Raw genomic sequence first — 14,212 nt, 5'->3', positions numbered from 1 at the left:
TTCCTTTATCTTACAAAGCCAAAAACCGGATAACAGTGACGTCATCCGGCTCATTGAATTAATTAAAACAACACTAATATTTAATTTATAACGCCATCCAATAGGTACCATTAAGAGGCACTGGCTGATAATCACGATATAGTGTTTCTAATGTTTTTTGTGGTGATAGCTCAGCAAACGTTTTGGGGTAGGCCCATTTAGCAAACGTCTGAATAGCAACAATATTGAGTGGCGTATTATAAAAATGGTGCCAGATAGAATAAGCCCGTTTATTTTTCACTGCGGTTAATTGATTAAGTGGCGGTCGTTGAGTAATGGCAGCCAAAGACTGGTGTGCTACTTTGGCACTAATACTGGTACCAAGAACAATATATTGCGGTGCTTCTTTTTGAGTCTGGGTTGAGCCAACAGCAGTACCAATATAAATGTCAGGCTGATGCGTTAATAAATACTCTTGATTTAATACGCCCACAGATCCCGGAAGTAGTGGCTGTGCCATATTCTTCACCCCAATAAAGTCAAGCATTTGAGCAACCATACCCCGAGCCATGGTCTCACAACATTCACCGTTAACACCTACACGACTATGAAGAAAGACTGTCGGAACATCTTCAGGTTTTACCGTTGCAAGACCTTGCTTCACCTTATCTAATTCTTGGTTATAAAATTGAATATAGCTTTTCGCTTGCGCTTCTCGACCCAGTACTTTGCCCATGACCTCTAAACTACGTAAGGTATTTTTCACCGGATCTTTGCGAAAATCGATAAAGACGACCGTTACGCCCGCACGCTCTAAAATTTCAATAATTTCGCTATTTCGCGCATTAGGCCCATGACCTTCGACACCTAAAAAAGCCACATCCGCTTTAAGCGCTAATGCGGTTTCTAAACTAAAACTCTCCGTTGCGCCTTTACCAAACAGAGGGATATTATCGATGTCAGGAAATGCGGTTTGATATTGTTGATAAGAATCAGGATCGACTAACTTCATGTCTCCCATCATACCGACAATACGAGATAACACTTGATCGCCTTCTAAAATCGCTAACGCGGGAATATAGCGACTTTCACTTAACAGTAATCTTTCCGCTGGTTGGGATATTACGACTTCTCGCCCAGCTAAATCCGTTACAGTAATGCTTTTCGCTACACTGTGAGTACTACATAACACCAAGCAAACACTGAGCAGAGCAATAAGACGATTTTTTATTGATAGAAATTGCGGCATAACTTTCCCTTTGATCACATTCACCTAGCCTTAAACGAAAAAAGGAGAGACAGACGTCCCTCCTTGTTCATTTATTTAAAAGGCATACGCAACATTAAAGCGGATATCACGACCCGGCTCGCGTGGTGCACTCGCAATAGCGTTTACATCACCGTAGCTAGCATGATCACGATAATCTTTATCAAAGAGATTTTTAACTGCCAGAGAGAGTGTTAACTCTTCACCCGATAATGGTTGCCACTGGCTGTAAATATCATGAACGGCATAACCTGGCTTTTCACTGTAGTTAGTGACGTACTCTTCACCTTTATAGATTTCAACCACTTCTACTGCATCATCAAGACGAGCAACATAGCGACCTGTATAACCAATTAACAAGTTATCAAATACATAGTAATTAATATCCGCAACCCATGTATCACCTGTCGAGGTACCAATACCAAAGTTCTCATCAATTAAACGTTGACCATCAAGATCCGAGAGAGAGTGATTGAAGCTTAATGACATACTTAAATCATTGAAGGTGTAGCCAGCACGCGCAGTGAAACCTTTGGTTTCTAAGTCGCCTTGATTTTTCGCACTTTTACCGACCACATCGTCAATTTTATTAATGTACGCCGTTGCTGATAGATTTAGACCGCCGTTTACCCAGCTAGCCCCCACTTCGGTATTATGTGCTCGCTCTGCTTTACGGTTTGGATCTAACTCAATATCAGTCATGAATGAATCTGGGATCTGGGCGCCACGGAAAGCTTCTGCGTAACCGGCATAAACATTCAAACCCGGTATAACGCTGTAGTTCAGGCTAACATTAGGGCTAAAGCCTGAATGATCGACTTCTGTACCGTAAGAATCTTTTAATTTATATGTATCGTAACGACCACCAACACTTAATAGTAGCGGCTCAACAATACGGAAATCACTCTGTACATAGACGCCTGCAACAGTGCCTTTAAACTCATAAGTATCTGGGCTATAAGCTAAGAATGTGCCATCTGTTATATCTTTACGGTAATCAACACCATACGTAACAGCAAACAAGTTAAAGCTACTCGTGTTGCGAATATCACCACCATAGCTGTGTGTTTTCGCGATATTATTTGTTTCACGAGGTACGTCTGGACGACTCTTATGCTTTAGCTCAGTTTCGGTGTTATATGCGGTAACATCAAGATCAAGGTATGGGTTATCAGCAGGATTTAAACCGTAATTCAGCGTGAAAGTATCTCGGTTCATCTCTTGGTCAAGCGGGAAATTCTTTCTACTTTCAGCCCAGTGAGGTCGGAAGTTACGATACGCTTCATCACCGCGGTGATCATAACTTAAAGTGATTTTCTGCGCGTCAGTAATATCACCAACAAGTTTAATAAAGCCAACTTTGTTTCGTGCTTCAGTAAACGGCTGCTCGTTACCATCGCCATCTGTGTAGTTACCTAAATCGCTATACACCATAGTAGCAACAACGCTTACGTTGTCAGTAAGGTAACCATAGCCGCTGACGCTCGTTTTATATCCTTTCGTATTATCATAGTAGCCCGCCTTCACTAAGCCACCAAAACGTTCGTCACCTTGCAACATATCTTCAGCATCTTTGGTTTTAAAACGAATCGCACCACCCAGTGCCCCCGCACCATCTGTCGCACGTCCAGCACCCGCCGCAACTTCAACTTGTTTCAATAATTCTGGTTCTATTGATAAACGCCCTTGGTGGTGAAAAATATTGCCTGATTGAACAGCACCATCAATAGTCACGTTTAGCTGGCTATCTTCTAAACCACGAACATAAATCTTTTGAGCAACACCAGTACCGCCACCGATGCTGACTTCGGGATCTGTGCGGAAAATATCATTGATATCGTTGGCTTGTTGTCGTTCAAGCTGCTCAGAATCAATAAACACTTCTGTCGCTTGTAATGGGTTACCCATTACAACCATTTTTTCATGTTCACCTTCTGAGTCGGCAACCGCAATTTGTGTAAACAACGCACTTGAGACAGCAACCGTTGTCGGTAGCAGCTTGAATTTGCATCCTTTCAACATCTTAATTTTCCATTGTTAATGATAATAATTATCATTATTTTGCTTCTACGCACTAAGATGTAAATGCTTTTTACAATTGTTACAACCACACAACTAATTAATTACTATGAAAAAAGCCCTTACCTTTCGATAAGAGCTTTTTCCTTATTAACTAAAACTGTAACCAACGCCATGAGCCGTTTTCAGCCGCTCAACTGGCATACCTGCCGATACTAATTTTCGTCGAACTCGGCTTAAGTGCATATCTAAACTGCGGTCATATAAGCTAAACTCACGTGACAATACCTGTCGGTATAAATAGTCTTTACTCAATACTTGATTTTGTTGAAAAGCTAATGTCCAAAGTAAATTAAATTGAATTGGTGTCATTGATAATGTGGTTTCTTTATAACTTACCGCTAAACTTTGCTTATCCATTTTCAAATCATCAACAATTAATAACTTGGTTTTATTTGACGGTAATTGCCGCTGCTGAATACGCCTTAAAATCGCAATAACACGACACAAGACTTCCTTAATCGGCTGTTTACGTGGAATGTAATCATCTACACCATGGAAAAAACTGTTTACGCATTCAGTATCGCTATAGTTATCCGCTAATAAGACAATAGGAATGTGAGAAACTTGCCGGCACTGTTTTAAAAACGTAAACCCTTTCATTTCAGGTAATTGATTAGAGACCAGCATAAGATCTACTGTCGCATTTTTATAAACGTTTTCAGCTTCAAGTGCAGATTGGCAACGTTTGATCACAAAACCTTCACGCCAAAACAGTTCAATTAACTGCTGACCATAATTATGCTCAGGTTCCACAATTAAGATTGTTCTTGAATGATGGACCTTATCTATATTCATGCCAATCCCTAGCTAAGTATCTGTCACTTTATTGATAATAGTTATCACTATCAGTTAGGTGACTGATAGTATACGAGCGTTTTTTTATAATCAATGCCTATTTATCGAAATCAGTTAAATAAAAATTAAAACTAAAACAGTAATTCAGCCTGTTTTATATTCTCACCAAACCTATCCAATGCTTTTTTGTCATTTATTAAGATTTGCTTTACATTATTACCGAACCACTCAAGTGATGCGGTTGTATTTTTATTTCGAGATAATCCATCAATAAAATGTTGATAATCTAATACCCCCTCAAATAAAGGTGTCATTCCTTCACGGCTACCTGCTGGCGAATAAACGTTATCAGGTGAAAACACGTTTAAATATTCTCGGGAAGCGATATTTTTTAAGTGGTAATGATCGACATAATCACTAATTTGATTGTGAAAATAATTAATGTCAGCACCAGATTCCCAAACATGTAAGCTGTCAAAATTAATTTTTAAAGCCGGATGGTAAACCTCATCTAAAAGCTGCAGAATCGATTCTGTCGTATCCGCTAAAGTATTGGGATGGGTTTCAACAAGTACATTTAACCCTTGGTGATGCGCGTATTCACAAATATGACGTAGTCTTGTAACCAGCTTTTCTCGGTCATTTTTATTAACCTTATCGCTGGCTTGATGCCCCGCAAAAGTACGTATTTTATTTGTGTTCCAATAGTTCGCTAACTTACAAATATGCGCACACTTTTGTTGAGTAACGGTTAGATCCCCCACTAAGGGTAAGTAATCACTTAGCATCGAAATCGAGAGTCCCATTTCCTTTAACCATTGCGCATCATATTGAGGTTGTGACTCCAGACTTATGGCATGTACCCCCCAAAGCTCGATACCTTGAAAGTCATGGCTTCTTGCCCATTGCGCTAAGTGTTCTAATGACATTAATTGATGACGAAACGAAATAGTACAAATAGATAATTGCATATCAGCAAACCTCCATAACAGAATCACACGGTAAGTCGTTTAACTCACACCAATCGGAATACATATCAAATAACCCTTTCTTAATACGTTTTTCTGTTCTGTCTTGCTTATCCAACAAGTATTGAATACCTGTATATAAATTAAGATCTTTGGTTTCTGCCATTTTCATTACTTGATACTGAATACTGGTATAGGTCTGGATTAATTCTTCAATCACATCACACCAATATTCAAAATCATCATCACTTTGACCTAACGCTCTGCCAAAATAAGCAAAGCCATGTTCGTAAGCATATTTACGCACCGCGATAACTTTTAATTCACGTAAAGCAAGTGGGAGATCTGACAAACTAATCCCCTGCGTTTCATCAAGGTGAGCTTGGATAATTTCACGAACGGCATTTGTTAGCGGGTTTTTATCTTCAATAAAGCAAAGCTTGAAATAATCTTGCACCACATGTAACGGCGCATCGTGCAGAGCATTTTCATTAAAAATATACCCTCCCTCAACGGTCGGCTGAGAGATCGCATTTTCAATGCGATCTTGTGAAATTTCACCTTGCCAACGAAAGTCAGGATCCCACATCATCCAGTGCTCTGGCGTCTCTGTTTCCGTCAACATAACGTAATGGGGAAATGGGTTCTGATTAAATTTATTTTCACGCTCAGGAAGGTGATAAAGATCGAGCATCACCATCAAGTGCTCTGAGTTCGATTTATTACCAAGTAACGCTCTCATGGTGGCTAAATTCGCGAGCTTGGTTTTCTCACTGTCATACCAAGCGATAAGCTCGCCACCAAACAAACGTTGGTACCAATCAATAAATAATTGGTGATTAATGTCGTCACTATGGTATTGCAGTTGGTAGCGCTCACTTACATCAAACGTCGCATCCCATACCGCAAAATAAAATGGTCGATGATCAATGCCTTTACTCTTTAACGCTTCACACACACAACTAACAAAGCAATGTACTTTTACATCTTCAAATTCAACCTCAGGCTCTTTCGGTGCGAGCTCTGACTCATTGTTAACTTGGCATAGAAAGTCGGCTAAGCTCGCAACTGTCGCATAATCTGCAGCTGTAATATGTTGCTCTGGTACGGTCAATCCTAAATCAAGCTCTAAATGTAAAATGAGCTGGAGTATTAACACTGAATCTAAATACAACTCTTCATTCAACTTTGCTGATGGACTAAAAAGCGCCATATGGCTATTTTGCATATTTTCTTCAAGCACTTTTTTGATAGCTTGGATCATTTCTTCGCGCTGCATTTTTCTTCCTTAACCAATCGCTGCAATTGAAACACTACTTTGTGAAAGCGCTTTTCGATTTATTTTTCCGTTTGCCGCTTTTTCGATAATCTCGCGCTGCTCTATATCAACGGGTAACTGGTGATTCGCTAAACGCGTTCCACACCATTGACGAATACGGCTTGGTTCAATCATTGTGTCTGCCACAAACTGCAAACATACACGCTCACCAGATAACTCATCGGCACGCTTAAACACCACCGCATCTGTAATTGCAGCCAATTCCATCACAACGTTTTCCACATCTTGTGGATACACATTCAGCCCAGAAACATTGATCATGTCATCGCTACGGGAAACGAAACATAACTGCCCTTGCACATCAAAAAAACCAAGATCTTTAGTATTAATATCAAGCTTATTTTTGGATACGATGATCTCTTGCGGGGAAGTTACATCACTCCCTGCTGATACTCTTAAATGTGGAAGTGGAAAGCCCATTTGATTGGCATAATCAGGATTTTCACAGACGGCAATACAACCTGCTTCAGAACAGCCGTATTGCTGGAATAAATACTGACTTCGTACCTTTATCGCTTCAAACCAAGCTTGCGGTAGCACCGTTCCTGACGTCATTACAGCATGCAGCTGTTCTTGTTTTGGATATAGTTGTACAAGAGAATGCAGTAAACTTGGCGATGAATACAGTAAGTGCTCACTATTCTCCAAGCATTTTCTTAATAGGTATTTAGGGTTAATATTGGTAATGATCACAGGCACTAAATCACGCTTAAGCGCGACAAGTACGCCACAAATTAATCCATAAGAGTGGGTAATTGGACATGCAATTAAAGGGGTCATGGACTGAGGTGCAGTAAAGGTTGTCACATAACTCTCAATTTCTTCATCAATAGACGACCAAGAGCGAGTGATCACTTTCGGCTCACCTGTTGTCCCAGAGCTAGTTTGTACTAAAACCGCTTGTTGATCTTTATCTTCTCTTTTTAGCGTCAGTCCCATCTGCTCAATATCAAAGATAACGATATGACAGTTTGCTTTGTCTGCTAAACGCTTTGCCGCTAAACGCGGAGTCGTGGCTAAAATAGGATAAAATGACCCGCCATTTCTTTTTAAATATAAACAAAGTGCTAGCAACTGAGCAGGATTTTGTAGGCACACGGCAACGCGTTTTCCTGCACAGTCTTTTAACTGAGGGTGCGCTGAAAATATTTGGAAGCACTGTGAGAAAAAAGCACTATCGATATAATCATCGTTAACGTAAATCATAATATCCCTATTATTTAAAAGCGCACGAAAGCGCATTCGACACGATATGGTGACACTCTTGTTTCTTAGCCTGAAATTTTCGAGCTAATAATGATTCTGTTGCAATTGAAGTAGATTGGTAATCGAGTTGAGCTATCCGATCAGCAAGCTCTGGATGCGCTGCACTGTATTGTTCGAGCTTATTCTCAACCAGTTGCCAGAACTGCCTTTCCGTTCCACCGTAATGCCATTCAATAAGGTGAGAAACCTCTGCAAGGTTATAAATGAATAAGGTATCCATCACTAATTCGCGCAGCAGCTCTACCGAACTCATGGCATAAAATATATCTAGAGGTGCCTTGGCTAAGGTTGGTTCTAATAATGCTAAATCAGGTGCTGGAAAATCAGTACTAAGGAACGCAGAGTGGTATTCAACACTTTCATGAAAATCACGAATAATAATCTTTTCAGGCCAACCATTGCGGTGAACCAATACCATGTTTTGTCCGTGCGGCTCCGTTCCCACCCCATACTTGACCAATAAGTGCCAAATTGGGATCACTGCCACCTCGATAAGTTGCGAGAGCCACGGTACTAAGCCATATTTATCAATCCAATGATCAATGAATGGCTGACCATCTTGCTCGACCATCATCAACGCATTAAATGGTACCGCCGTTTGCTCAGGTGATAATTTGTTCTCTAAGCTTTCTCTAAAAATAACCGCCAGTTGGTCACTTAAAGGATCACACTCCACCGTTTTCCCAAGCGGTACATAAATCCCGCCCGCGTATTCGGCTAAGATGTCTAATCCTGACAACTCAGGATCTTGACTAACAATGGTTTCAAGCCATGTTGATATCTCTGGTGCCAAGCAAACGGAATAACCAGCTAAGGTCCGCTTAGAAGAGGTGTTCACCATATTCAATGGCAATTTGATATTGGCTTTTGCTTTATTCGTCACATTGAGTAAAGTTCTGACCGATTGCGAAGCAACATATTGGTCTCCTAACTCTCCCAAATCGATAATAATTTTCTGCTCAAGTAAAGATGGAAAATCTTCTTTGTGTAATTGACGCCACTGCCAAGGATGAACAGGCAATAAAGCATACTCCTGCCAGTTACCTTGCTGCTGAGATAAAATAAAACTCAATGTTTGCCAGTGATCTTGATCTAATTCACTAGACCAAAAACGATCATGCTCATCAGGTAAATGTGAACGAAAATGTGTTCTTTTTATCGCGATCCAGTGCAAACAAAATGATTCCCCAGCTTCAGGTCCATAACATTGATGATCAAGAAAGTTAAACCCTGTTCGCGCTTTAAAAGAGGGGTGATAAGGATGCCCTTCATCAAGCTGTGCTTCCAACTCAATAAAACTTGCCTGCCGACGTGAATCACGAGCTGGAATATTATCTTGATTCCAGCGACACAAATTTGAGGTTTGTTTAAACTCTTCGATAATAGATAACTTAACTTGCTCAAGGGCGGGCAAGTCTCGAACAATATCTTCCCAAGATTGCGAGATAAGCTGAGGCTGACCATCAATCGTTAAGGTTGAAATATCTAAACGATAACGCCCAAAAGCGCCAATATGACCACGAACGTGATAATGCTTTTCCGCCATGCTCCAAGTAAACGTGTTGTGACCATTCTCAGAGCCAACATCAATTTCAACCAATTGTTCAAACATGATGGCTTCAAAAAGTTGCTTAATGATTCTCTGTTCAGGTTCTAGCGTAAGACAATTAGGCAATGGCATCTGATACCTCCTTTTTCTGATTTGTGGTATCAGCTGTTATAAATGGATTATCGATGTAGCAATAAATCGCCTGTTCGTTCTCAACCATTAATTCATCGACATCGTGGACACGTGTCAGTAAATTCGCTTTCATTGCCCATTGCTTATTTGTCAGTAATTGCTCGACAAATAATTTACCGCCACCCAGTAATGATTTATGTAATGCGGTGAGCCGTTGCTTAACAAAATTCAGTAATAAAGCTTCATCAATAATATGATCAGCGCCTAGTCGACCAATAATCGAAAAGAGATGGTTGATCATTAAATAATAAGTGAATCGCTCACAGATCATTTCATCATCAAAATACAAGTCATGAACACGGCTAGATTCAGGCTCCATACCTTCTAAATAACTGCGGTAGCTTTTTGATAAATAGAAACCTTGGTTATCTCGGAAATAATAATTCGATGGATAACCAGTCTCTAATTGAATAACGCTATTTTGTTGGTGTGCTTCTAACGCAATGCCATGCTCATCATACAAACGGATCATAGGATCTATCGCACAATCCCAATAGCGGGCAAACCATCGCATCGCTACATGAGATTCAGAGCAATGCTCTTTCGTTGCCAACTCAACAATAATAGAGGCTAATAACGATGCTTGATTTGGCAGCGGATCTTGTGTCAATGCAGCAATAGTAAGAACATCCTGATCTTGATCCGCCTGAAATGGATTTTCTCGAATAATCGTTTCAAAACCACTTTCTTCTCGCTCTGGTAATAATACGGTGACGTATGCAGGATCTGTCACAACATTAAAGCTAGGATAATCACCACTAAATCCCGTCTTACGATATAACCCAGCCATAACTACGCCAGCATCAAGTTCATGACGTTTATTTACTCTAAGAGAATTCGTAATTTTTACAGGTATCGAAAACTTATACATCCAAGATAAATGCGCACTGTATAGCGATCTCACAGAGGACGTTGCGGTGAACTTACAACCATGCTGTCCGCTATCAATAATTAGCCCCTGAGTCATTAAATCCAGAATAGCAGGATCATGTAATAATTTTTGCGCTTGCAGCGGATGCATAGGCAAGACTATAAACTCATCTGAAATTTGTAAGTCTGCGGTTTCGAGAGAAGAAGCAATGATCTCTTCAGCTGAAATTGATAATGCTGAGCGCTGGCAAATCAAAGAGCGGGCAACATTAAAGTAGTGAAGTGCAAACTCCCCTTTTAATTCAGGCGCATAATATTGATGATGAAAATCAAGCATCCCTTGACGACTTTTAGGCGTCGGATGTTGCCAATGTCCAAAAACTAAACTCTGTTCAGCATCAATAAAACAGCGAGAAGGCGGTGCATTTTTTGTCATATTTTCCGCCAAAAAATACTCCATGAGCGACATACTTTCTAACAGGCGAATCAATAGTTCCTGTTTTTTCAGTGACATTGTCTTTTGCTCAAAAAATGAATCTAAAAGCGTAATTGCAGCTTCTTTTTCAGAGATGGTATACCAATTTTCATCATTATTTTTTAACCAGATATCACCAAAAGTATGGCGACCAACAATGGTTTTATAAGTCACTTCAACGGCTATAACTACATGTTCTATAGGTAAGTTTATTTCAATAATCCACTGACACGATGGTGAACAACATAATTCATTTTTCTCCATCCACGCATCAACTCGGTACCATGAATCTTGCTTACATTCTTTTAAGTAACAATTAAAGAGGGCCTGAAATGAAGCGACTTCAGCTATTTTTTTTGCTGTTAACATCATGTTGAACCGACTATTTATTGATAAATAAGAAATTAATTAAAGATTCTTAATGATATTAATTCTCATTTCAATAATGATTACATTTGTTACACAAAAATGTATGCAGCAGCAAAACCTGGCACTTCAACGCTCGTACTTATGATTGAAACGCTTCAAAATGGACATTAAGCTCATTCATAAAACATAAATTCATGACGTATAACAAGGTCACTCAGGGCCCTATCATTAGTACTTTTTTCCTGTTTGCTTTTCCTGCACTCATTGCATTACTTGCTATCACCACTGCAAGTTTGGTCGATGGGATCTTTGTAGGAAAATATCTAGGTTATGAAGCTTTAGCAGCTATCAATATTCTTATTCCTTACATCACATTCATGTTTGCATTGGGTCTAATGGTGGCTATTGGTGGGACAGTAACTGCAGGAAAATTTATCGGAGAAGGAAACTATAAAGAGGCTAATGGTATTTTTACCTTATCGTTAATCTCTATTTTTTTATTCGCTACCTTGATGGCGATTATTAGTTTATTTTTCAATGAGACTTTATTTTTATTTCTTGGTGTTGATGAACAATTAACCCCCCTTACTCAAGCTTACTTCCAAGTAATATCAGTCGTACTCATCATTCAACTAACCACGATGGTTTTATATTATTTTGTACGCGCAGATGGCTTTCCAACGCTAGCAACATCAGCTTTAGTCTTGGGCTCTGTCGTTAACATCATGCTTGATGTCCTTTTTCTTGGCTATTTTCAGTGGGGAATTCAATCGGCCGCTTGGGCAACAGGTATAGCACAGATAATACAGTTATTAGTGCTCTGTACTTTTTTCACTAAGAAACAAAGATTAATTAAATTTAAGCTCTGTTATTCAAGCGTGAAACCTTACTTCAGAGGGCTACTTAATGGGATTTCAGAATATATCAATGAAATTTCTGTAGGTATTGTTATTTTCACTATTCATTGGCTATTGATGAAAGAGCAGGGCAATACTGCTATCTCAGGCTTCGCTGTCGCAAACTATATGTTATTTATTAGCATGATGCTGTTTTACGGCATTATCGATGCTCTTCATATACTGGTAAGCCAAAACTATGGAGCAAAAAATTTCACACGCATCAACCAATTCATGATTTTAGCTACCGTTACCGTGATAAGTATTAGTACACTATTAATAGTAAGCGTACTGTCAGGATCAGATTCAATAACGAAGCTTTTCATTGATAATACAGAGTCTGACGCCTATCAATTGGCATTAAGTTACATTGGCGTTATATGGCCCTGTTTTATCTTTAGCGGAATAAATGTCTTACTATCTTGTTATTTCACAGCGATGCATTGTCCTCTTCAATCATCTATTATCGCTTTATCAAGAGGGTTAGTTTTACCTGTATCACTGCTTCTACTCTTCACCAATTTTATTCCAAGCATCCCGTTTCTTTTTGCTTTACCTATCGCAGAATTAAGCACTTTTATTCTTGCATTAACGCTTTACCTTCGTTTCCAATACAGCATAAAACACAAGTCTAAGCTGGTAACTATATGATGCTTATCAATAATCAGCCATACAAAAAAGCTCTACTGAGATCTTAAATAAGTGGCCGAGAGTGCAAGACTTGCCTAAGCTTCGCAATAAAAGCTTAACTACACACTATCATTTCCACTTTCTACAGATGAAAAAAAGCCTCGCTATTACTAGCGAGGCTTCTTAATAAGTGGCGGAACGGTGGGGACGCCTAGTTCGGGCTTGCGCTCAAGCGGGACTCGAACCCGCGCGCCCCGGCGTGACAGGCCGCTAAGCTCTCCAATAAAGAGGCTAACCAACTGAACTGCCAACTCACTCAAATACATTTAACTCATTTATTCCAAATGTAAAAAAGCCCTAGTCTTTCGACTAGGGCTTAATATAAGTGGCGGGGCGGACGGGACTCGAACCCGCGCCCCCCGGCGTGACAGGCCGCTAAGCTCTCCAATAAAGAGGCTAACCAACTGAACTACCAACTCACTCAAATACATTTAACTCATTTATTCCAAATGTAAAAAAGCCCTAGTCTTTCGACTAGGGCTTAGTATAAGTGGCGGAGCGGACGGGACTCGAACCCGCGCCCCCCGGCGTGACAGGCCGCTAAGCCCTCCAATAAAGAGCCTAACCAACTGAACTACCAACTCACTCAAATACATTTAACTCATTTATTCCAAATGTAAAAAAGCCCTAGTCTTTCGACTAGGGCTTAATATAAGTGGCGGAGCGGACGGGCTTGCGCTCAAGCGGGACTCGAACCCGCGTTCCCCCAACGTGACAGGCCGCTAAGCTCTCCAATAAAGAGGCTAACCAACTGAACTGCCAACTCACTCAAATACATTTAACTCATTTATTCCAAATGTAAAAAAGCCCCAGTCTTTCGACTAGGGCTTAATATAAGTGGCGGAGCGGACGGGACTCGAACCCGCGACCCCCGGCGTGACAGGCCGGTATTCTAACCAACTGAACTACCGCTCCGACGAACATGGATGTTCTAATATCGCGAAGCCATGGATGGCTAAGAGCGATAACACCGCATGCGATATCCGTAGTTCAAAACGAATATCTTAACTTTTTGTCTTCACTTTTTGTAAAAGTGAAAACGAATTGGAAGCCTGGCGATGTCCTACTCTCACATGGGGAGACCCCACACTACCATCGGCGCTATTACGTTTCACTACTGAGTTCGGCATGGGATCAGGTGGGTCCATAACGCTATGGTCGCCAAGCAAATTTGGTTTATTTATTGTCATCGACAATAAATAGCAATCTGGGAAAAGTTAACTAGTTGTTCTCAATACTCATTCAAGTATTTGTAGAGTCCGATGCTTCTCTGATGAGAAGTAAAACCCCTTGGGTGTTGTATGGTTAAGCCTCACGGGCAATTAGTATCGGTTAGCTCAATGCCTCGCAGCACTTACACACCCGACCTATCAACGTTGTAGTCTTCAACAACCCTTTAGAGACCTTAAAGGTCTAGGGATGACTCATCTTGAGGCTCGCTTCCCGCTTAGATGCTTTCAGCGGTTATCGATTCC

Annotated in this window: 9 protein-coding genes, 1 tRNA gene and 2 rRNA genes; 1 reads left to right on the top strand and 11 read right to left on the bottom strand. The window is 40.3% G+C overall.

Annotated features, from left to right (window positions below):
• Positions 1-85: 85 nt before the first annotated feature.
• The 8 genes from C9J41_RS13555 to C9J41_RS13520 form a co-directional block, all read right to left on the bottom strand.
• On the bottom strand, positions 86-1,228 hold the full coding sequence (locus tag C9J41_RS13555; RefSeq protein ID WP_233217655.1) for an ABC transporter substrate-binding protein: 1,143 nt from the start codon (positions 1,226-1,228) through the stop codon (positions 86-88).
• Positions 1,229-1,303: 75 nt separating this feature from the next.
• Positions 1,304-3,268 carry a TonB-dependent receptor domain-containing protein gene (locus tag C9J41_RS13550; RefSeq protein WP_107205940.1) on the bottom strand — a complete coding sequence of 655 codons (1,965 nt, stop codon included), beginning with the start codon at positions 3,266-3,268 and terminating at the stop codon, positions 1,304-1,306.
• 147 nt (positions 3,269-3,415) lie between these two features.
• Positions 3,416-4,123: a response regulator transcription factor gene (locus tag C9J41_RS13545; RefSeq protein ID WP_107205939.1), complete on the bottom strand. Its 708-nt coding sequence runs from the start codon at positions 4,121-4,123 to the stop codon at positions 3,416-3,418.
• Between the two features lie 131 nt (positions 4,124-4,254).
• A complete protein-coding gene (locus tag C9J41_RS13540) occupies positions 4,255-5,094 on the bottom strand; it encodes a sugar phosphate isomerase/epimerase (protein ID WP_107205938.1) in 840 nt (279 codons plus the stop codon).
• A 1-nt stretch (position 5,095) separates the two neighbouring features.
• Positions 5,096-6,370, bottom strand: a complete 1,275-nt coding sequence (locus C9J41_RS13535) for a DUF6005 family protein (protein ID WP_107205937.1) — start codon at positions 6,368-6,370, stop codon at positions 5,096-5,098.
• Positions 6,371-6,379: 9 nt separating this feature from the next.
• The gene (locus tag C9J41_RS13530) at positions 6,380-7,636 is read right to left on the bottom strand and encodes an AMP-binding protein (protein WP_107294711.1); all 1,257 of its coding nucleotides are present in this window, start codon (positions 7,634-7,636) and stop codon (positions 6,380-6,382) included.
• A 10-nt stretch (positions 7,637-7,646) separates the two neighbouring features.
• Positions 7,647-9,377 carry an IucA/IucC family siderophore biosynthesis protein gene (locus C9J41_RS13525; RefSeq protein WP_107294692.1) on the bottom strand — a complete coding sequence of 577 codons (1,731 nt, stop codon included), beginning with the start codon at positions 9,375-9,377 and terminating at the stop codon, positions 7,647-7,649.
• Positions 9,364-11,154 (bottom strand): IucA/IucC family siderophore biosynthesis protein, encoded by a 1,791-nt coding sequence (locus tag C9J41_RS13520; protein WP_107294691.1) that lies wholly within the window; start codon positions 11,152-11,154, stop codon positions 9,364-9,366. The genes C9J41_RS13525 and C9J41_RS13520 overlap by 14 nt, the downstream gene beginning before the upstream one ends.
• 191 nt (positions 11,155-11,345) lie before the next feature.
• On the opposite strand from C9J41_RS13520, the gene C9J41_RS13515 reads away from it, so the two are divergent.
• Positions 11,346-12,698 (top strand): MATE family efflux transporter, encoded by a 1,353-nt coding sequence (locus C9J41_RS13515; protein WP_107294690.1) that lies wholly within the window; start codon positions 11,346-11,348, stop codon positions 12,696-12,698.
• A gap of 877 nt (positions 12,699-13,575) precedes the next feature.
• Here C9J41_RS13515 and C9J41_RS13510 read toward each other — a convergent pair.
• The 3 genes from C9J41_RS13510 to C9J41_RS13500 all read right to left on the bottom strand — a co-directional run.
• Positions 13,576-13,652 (bottom strand) — tRNA-Asp (locus tag C9J41_RS13510).
• 135 nt (positions 13,653-13,787) lie between these two features.
• A 5S ribosomal RNA gene (rrf, locus tag C9J41_RS13505) occupies positions 13,788-13,903 on the bottom strand.
• Positions 13,904-14,038: 135 nt separating this feature from the next.
• Positions 14,039-14,212 (bottom strand): 23S ribosomal RNA (locus C9J41_RS13500); the annotation flags it as partial.

Origin of the sequence: Photobacterium sp. GB-50 (assembly GCF_003026755.1) — a bacterium.
Classification (GTDB): domain Bacteria; phylum Pseudomonadota; class Gammaproteobacteria; order Enterobacterales; family Vibrionaceae; genus Photobacterium.
This window is presented reverse-complemented; position numbering and strand designations above follow the sequence as displayed.

What these genes read in the sequence shown, in the direction of transcription:
- C9J41_RS13530 (WP_107294711.1), bottom strand. Translation starts at nt 7,636, where the DNA reads ATGATTTACGTTAACGATGATTATATCGATAGTGCTTTTTTCTCACAG.
- C9J41_RS13535 (WP_107205937.1), bottom strand. Translation starts at nt 6,370, where the DNA reads ATGCAGCGCGAAGAAATGATCCAAGCTATCAAAAAAGTGCTTGAAGAA.
- C9J41_RS13550 (WP_107205940.1), bottom strand. Translation starts at nt 3,268, where the DNA reads ATGTTGAAAGGATGCAAATTCAAGCTGCTACCGACAACGGTTGCTGTC.
- C9J41_RS13540 (WP_107205938.1), bottom strand. Translation starts at nt 5,094, where the DNA reads ATGCAATTATCTATTTGTACTATTTCGTTTCGTCATCAATTAATGTCA.
- C9J41_RS13545 (WP_107205939.1), bottom strand. Translation starts at nt 4,123, where the DNA reads ATGAATATAGATAAGGTCCATCATTCAAGAACAATCTTAATTGTGGAA.
- C9J41_RS13555 (WP_233217655.1), bottom strand. Translation starts at nt 1,228, where the DNA reads ATGCCGCAATTTCTATCAATAAAAAATCGTCTTATTGCTCTGCTCAGT.
- C9J41_RS13520 (WP_107294691.1), bottom strand. Translation starts at nt 11,154, where the DNA reads ATGATGTTAACAGCAAAAAAAATAGCTGAAGTCGCTTCATTTCAGGCC.
- C9J41_RS13525 (WP_107294692.1), bottom strand. Translation starts at nt 9,377, where the DNA reads ATGCCATTGCCTAATTGTCTTACGCTAGAACCTGAACAGAGAATCATT.
- C9J41_RS13515 (WP_107294690.1), top strand. Translation starts at nt 11,346, where the DNA reads ATGACGTATAACAAGGTCACTCAGGGCCCTATCATTAGTACTTTTTTC.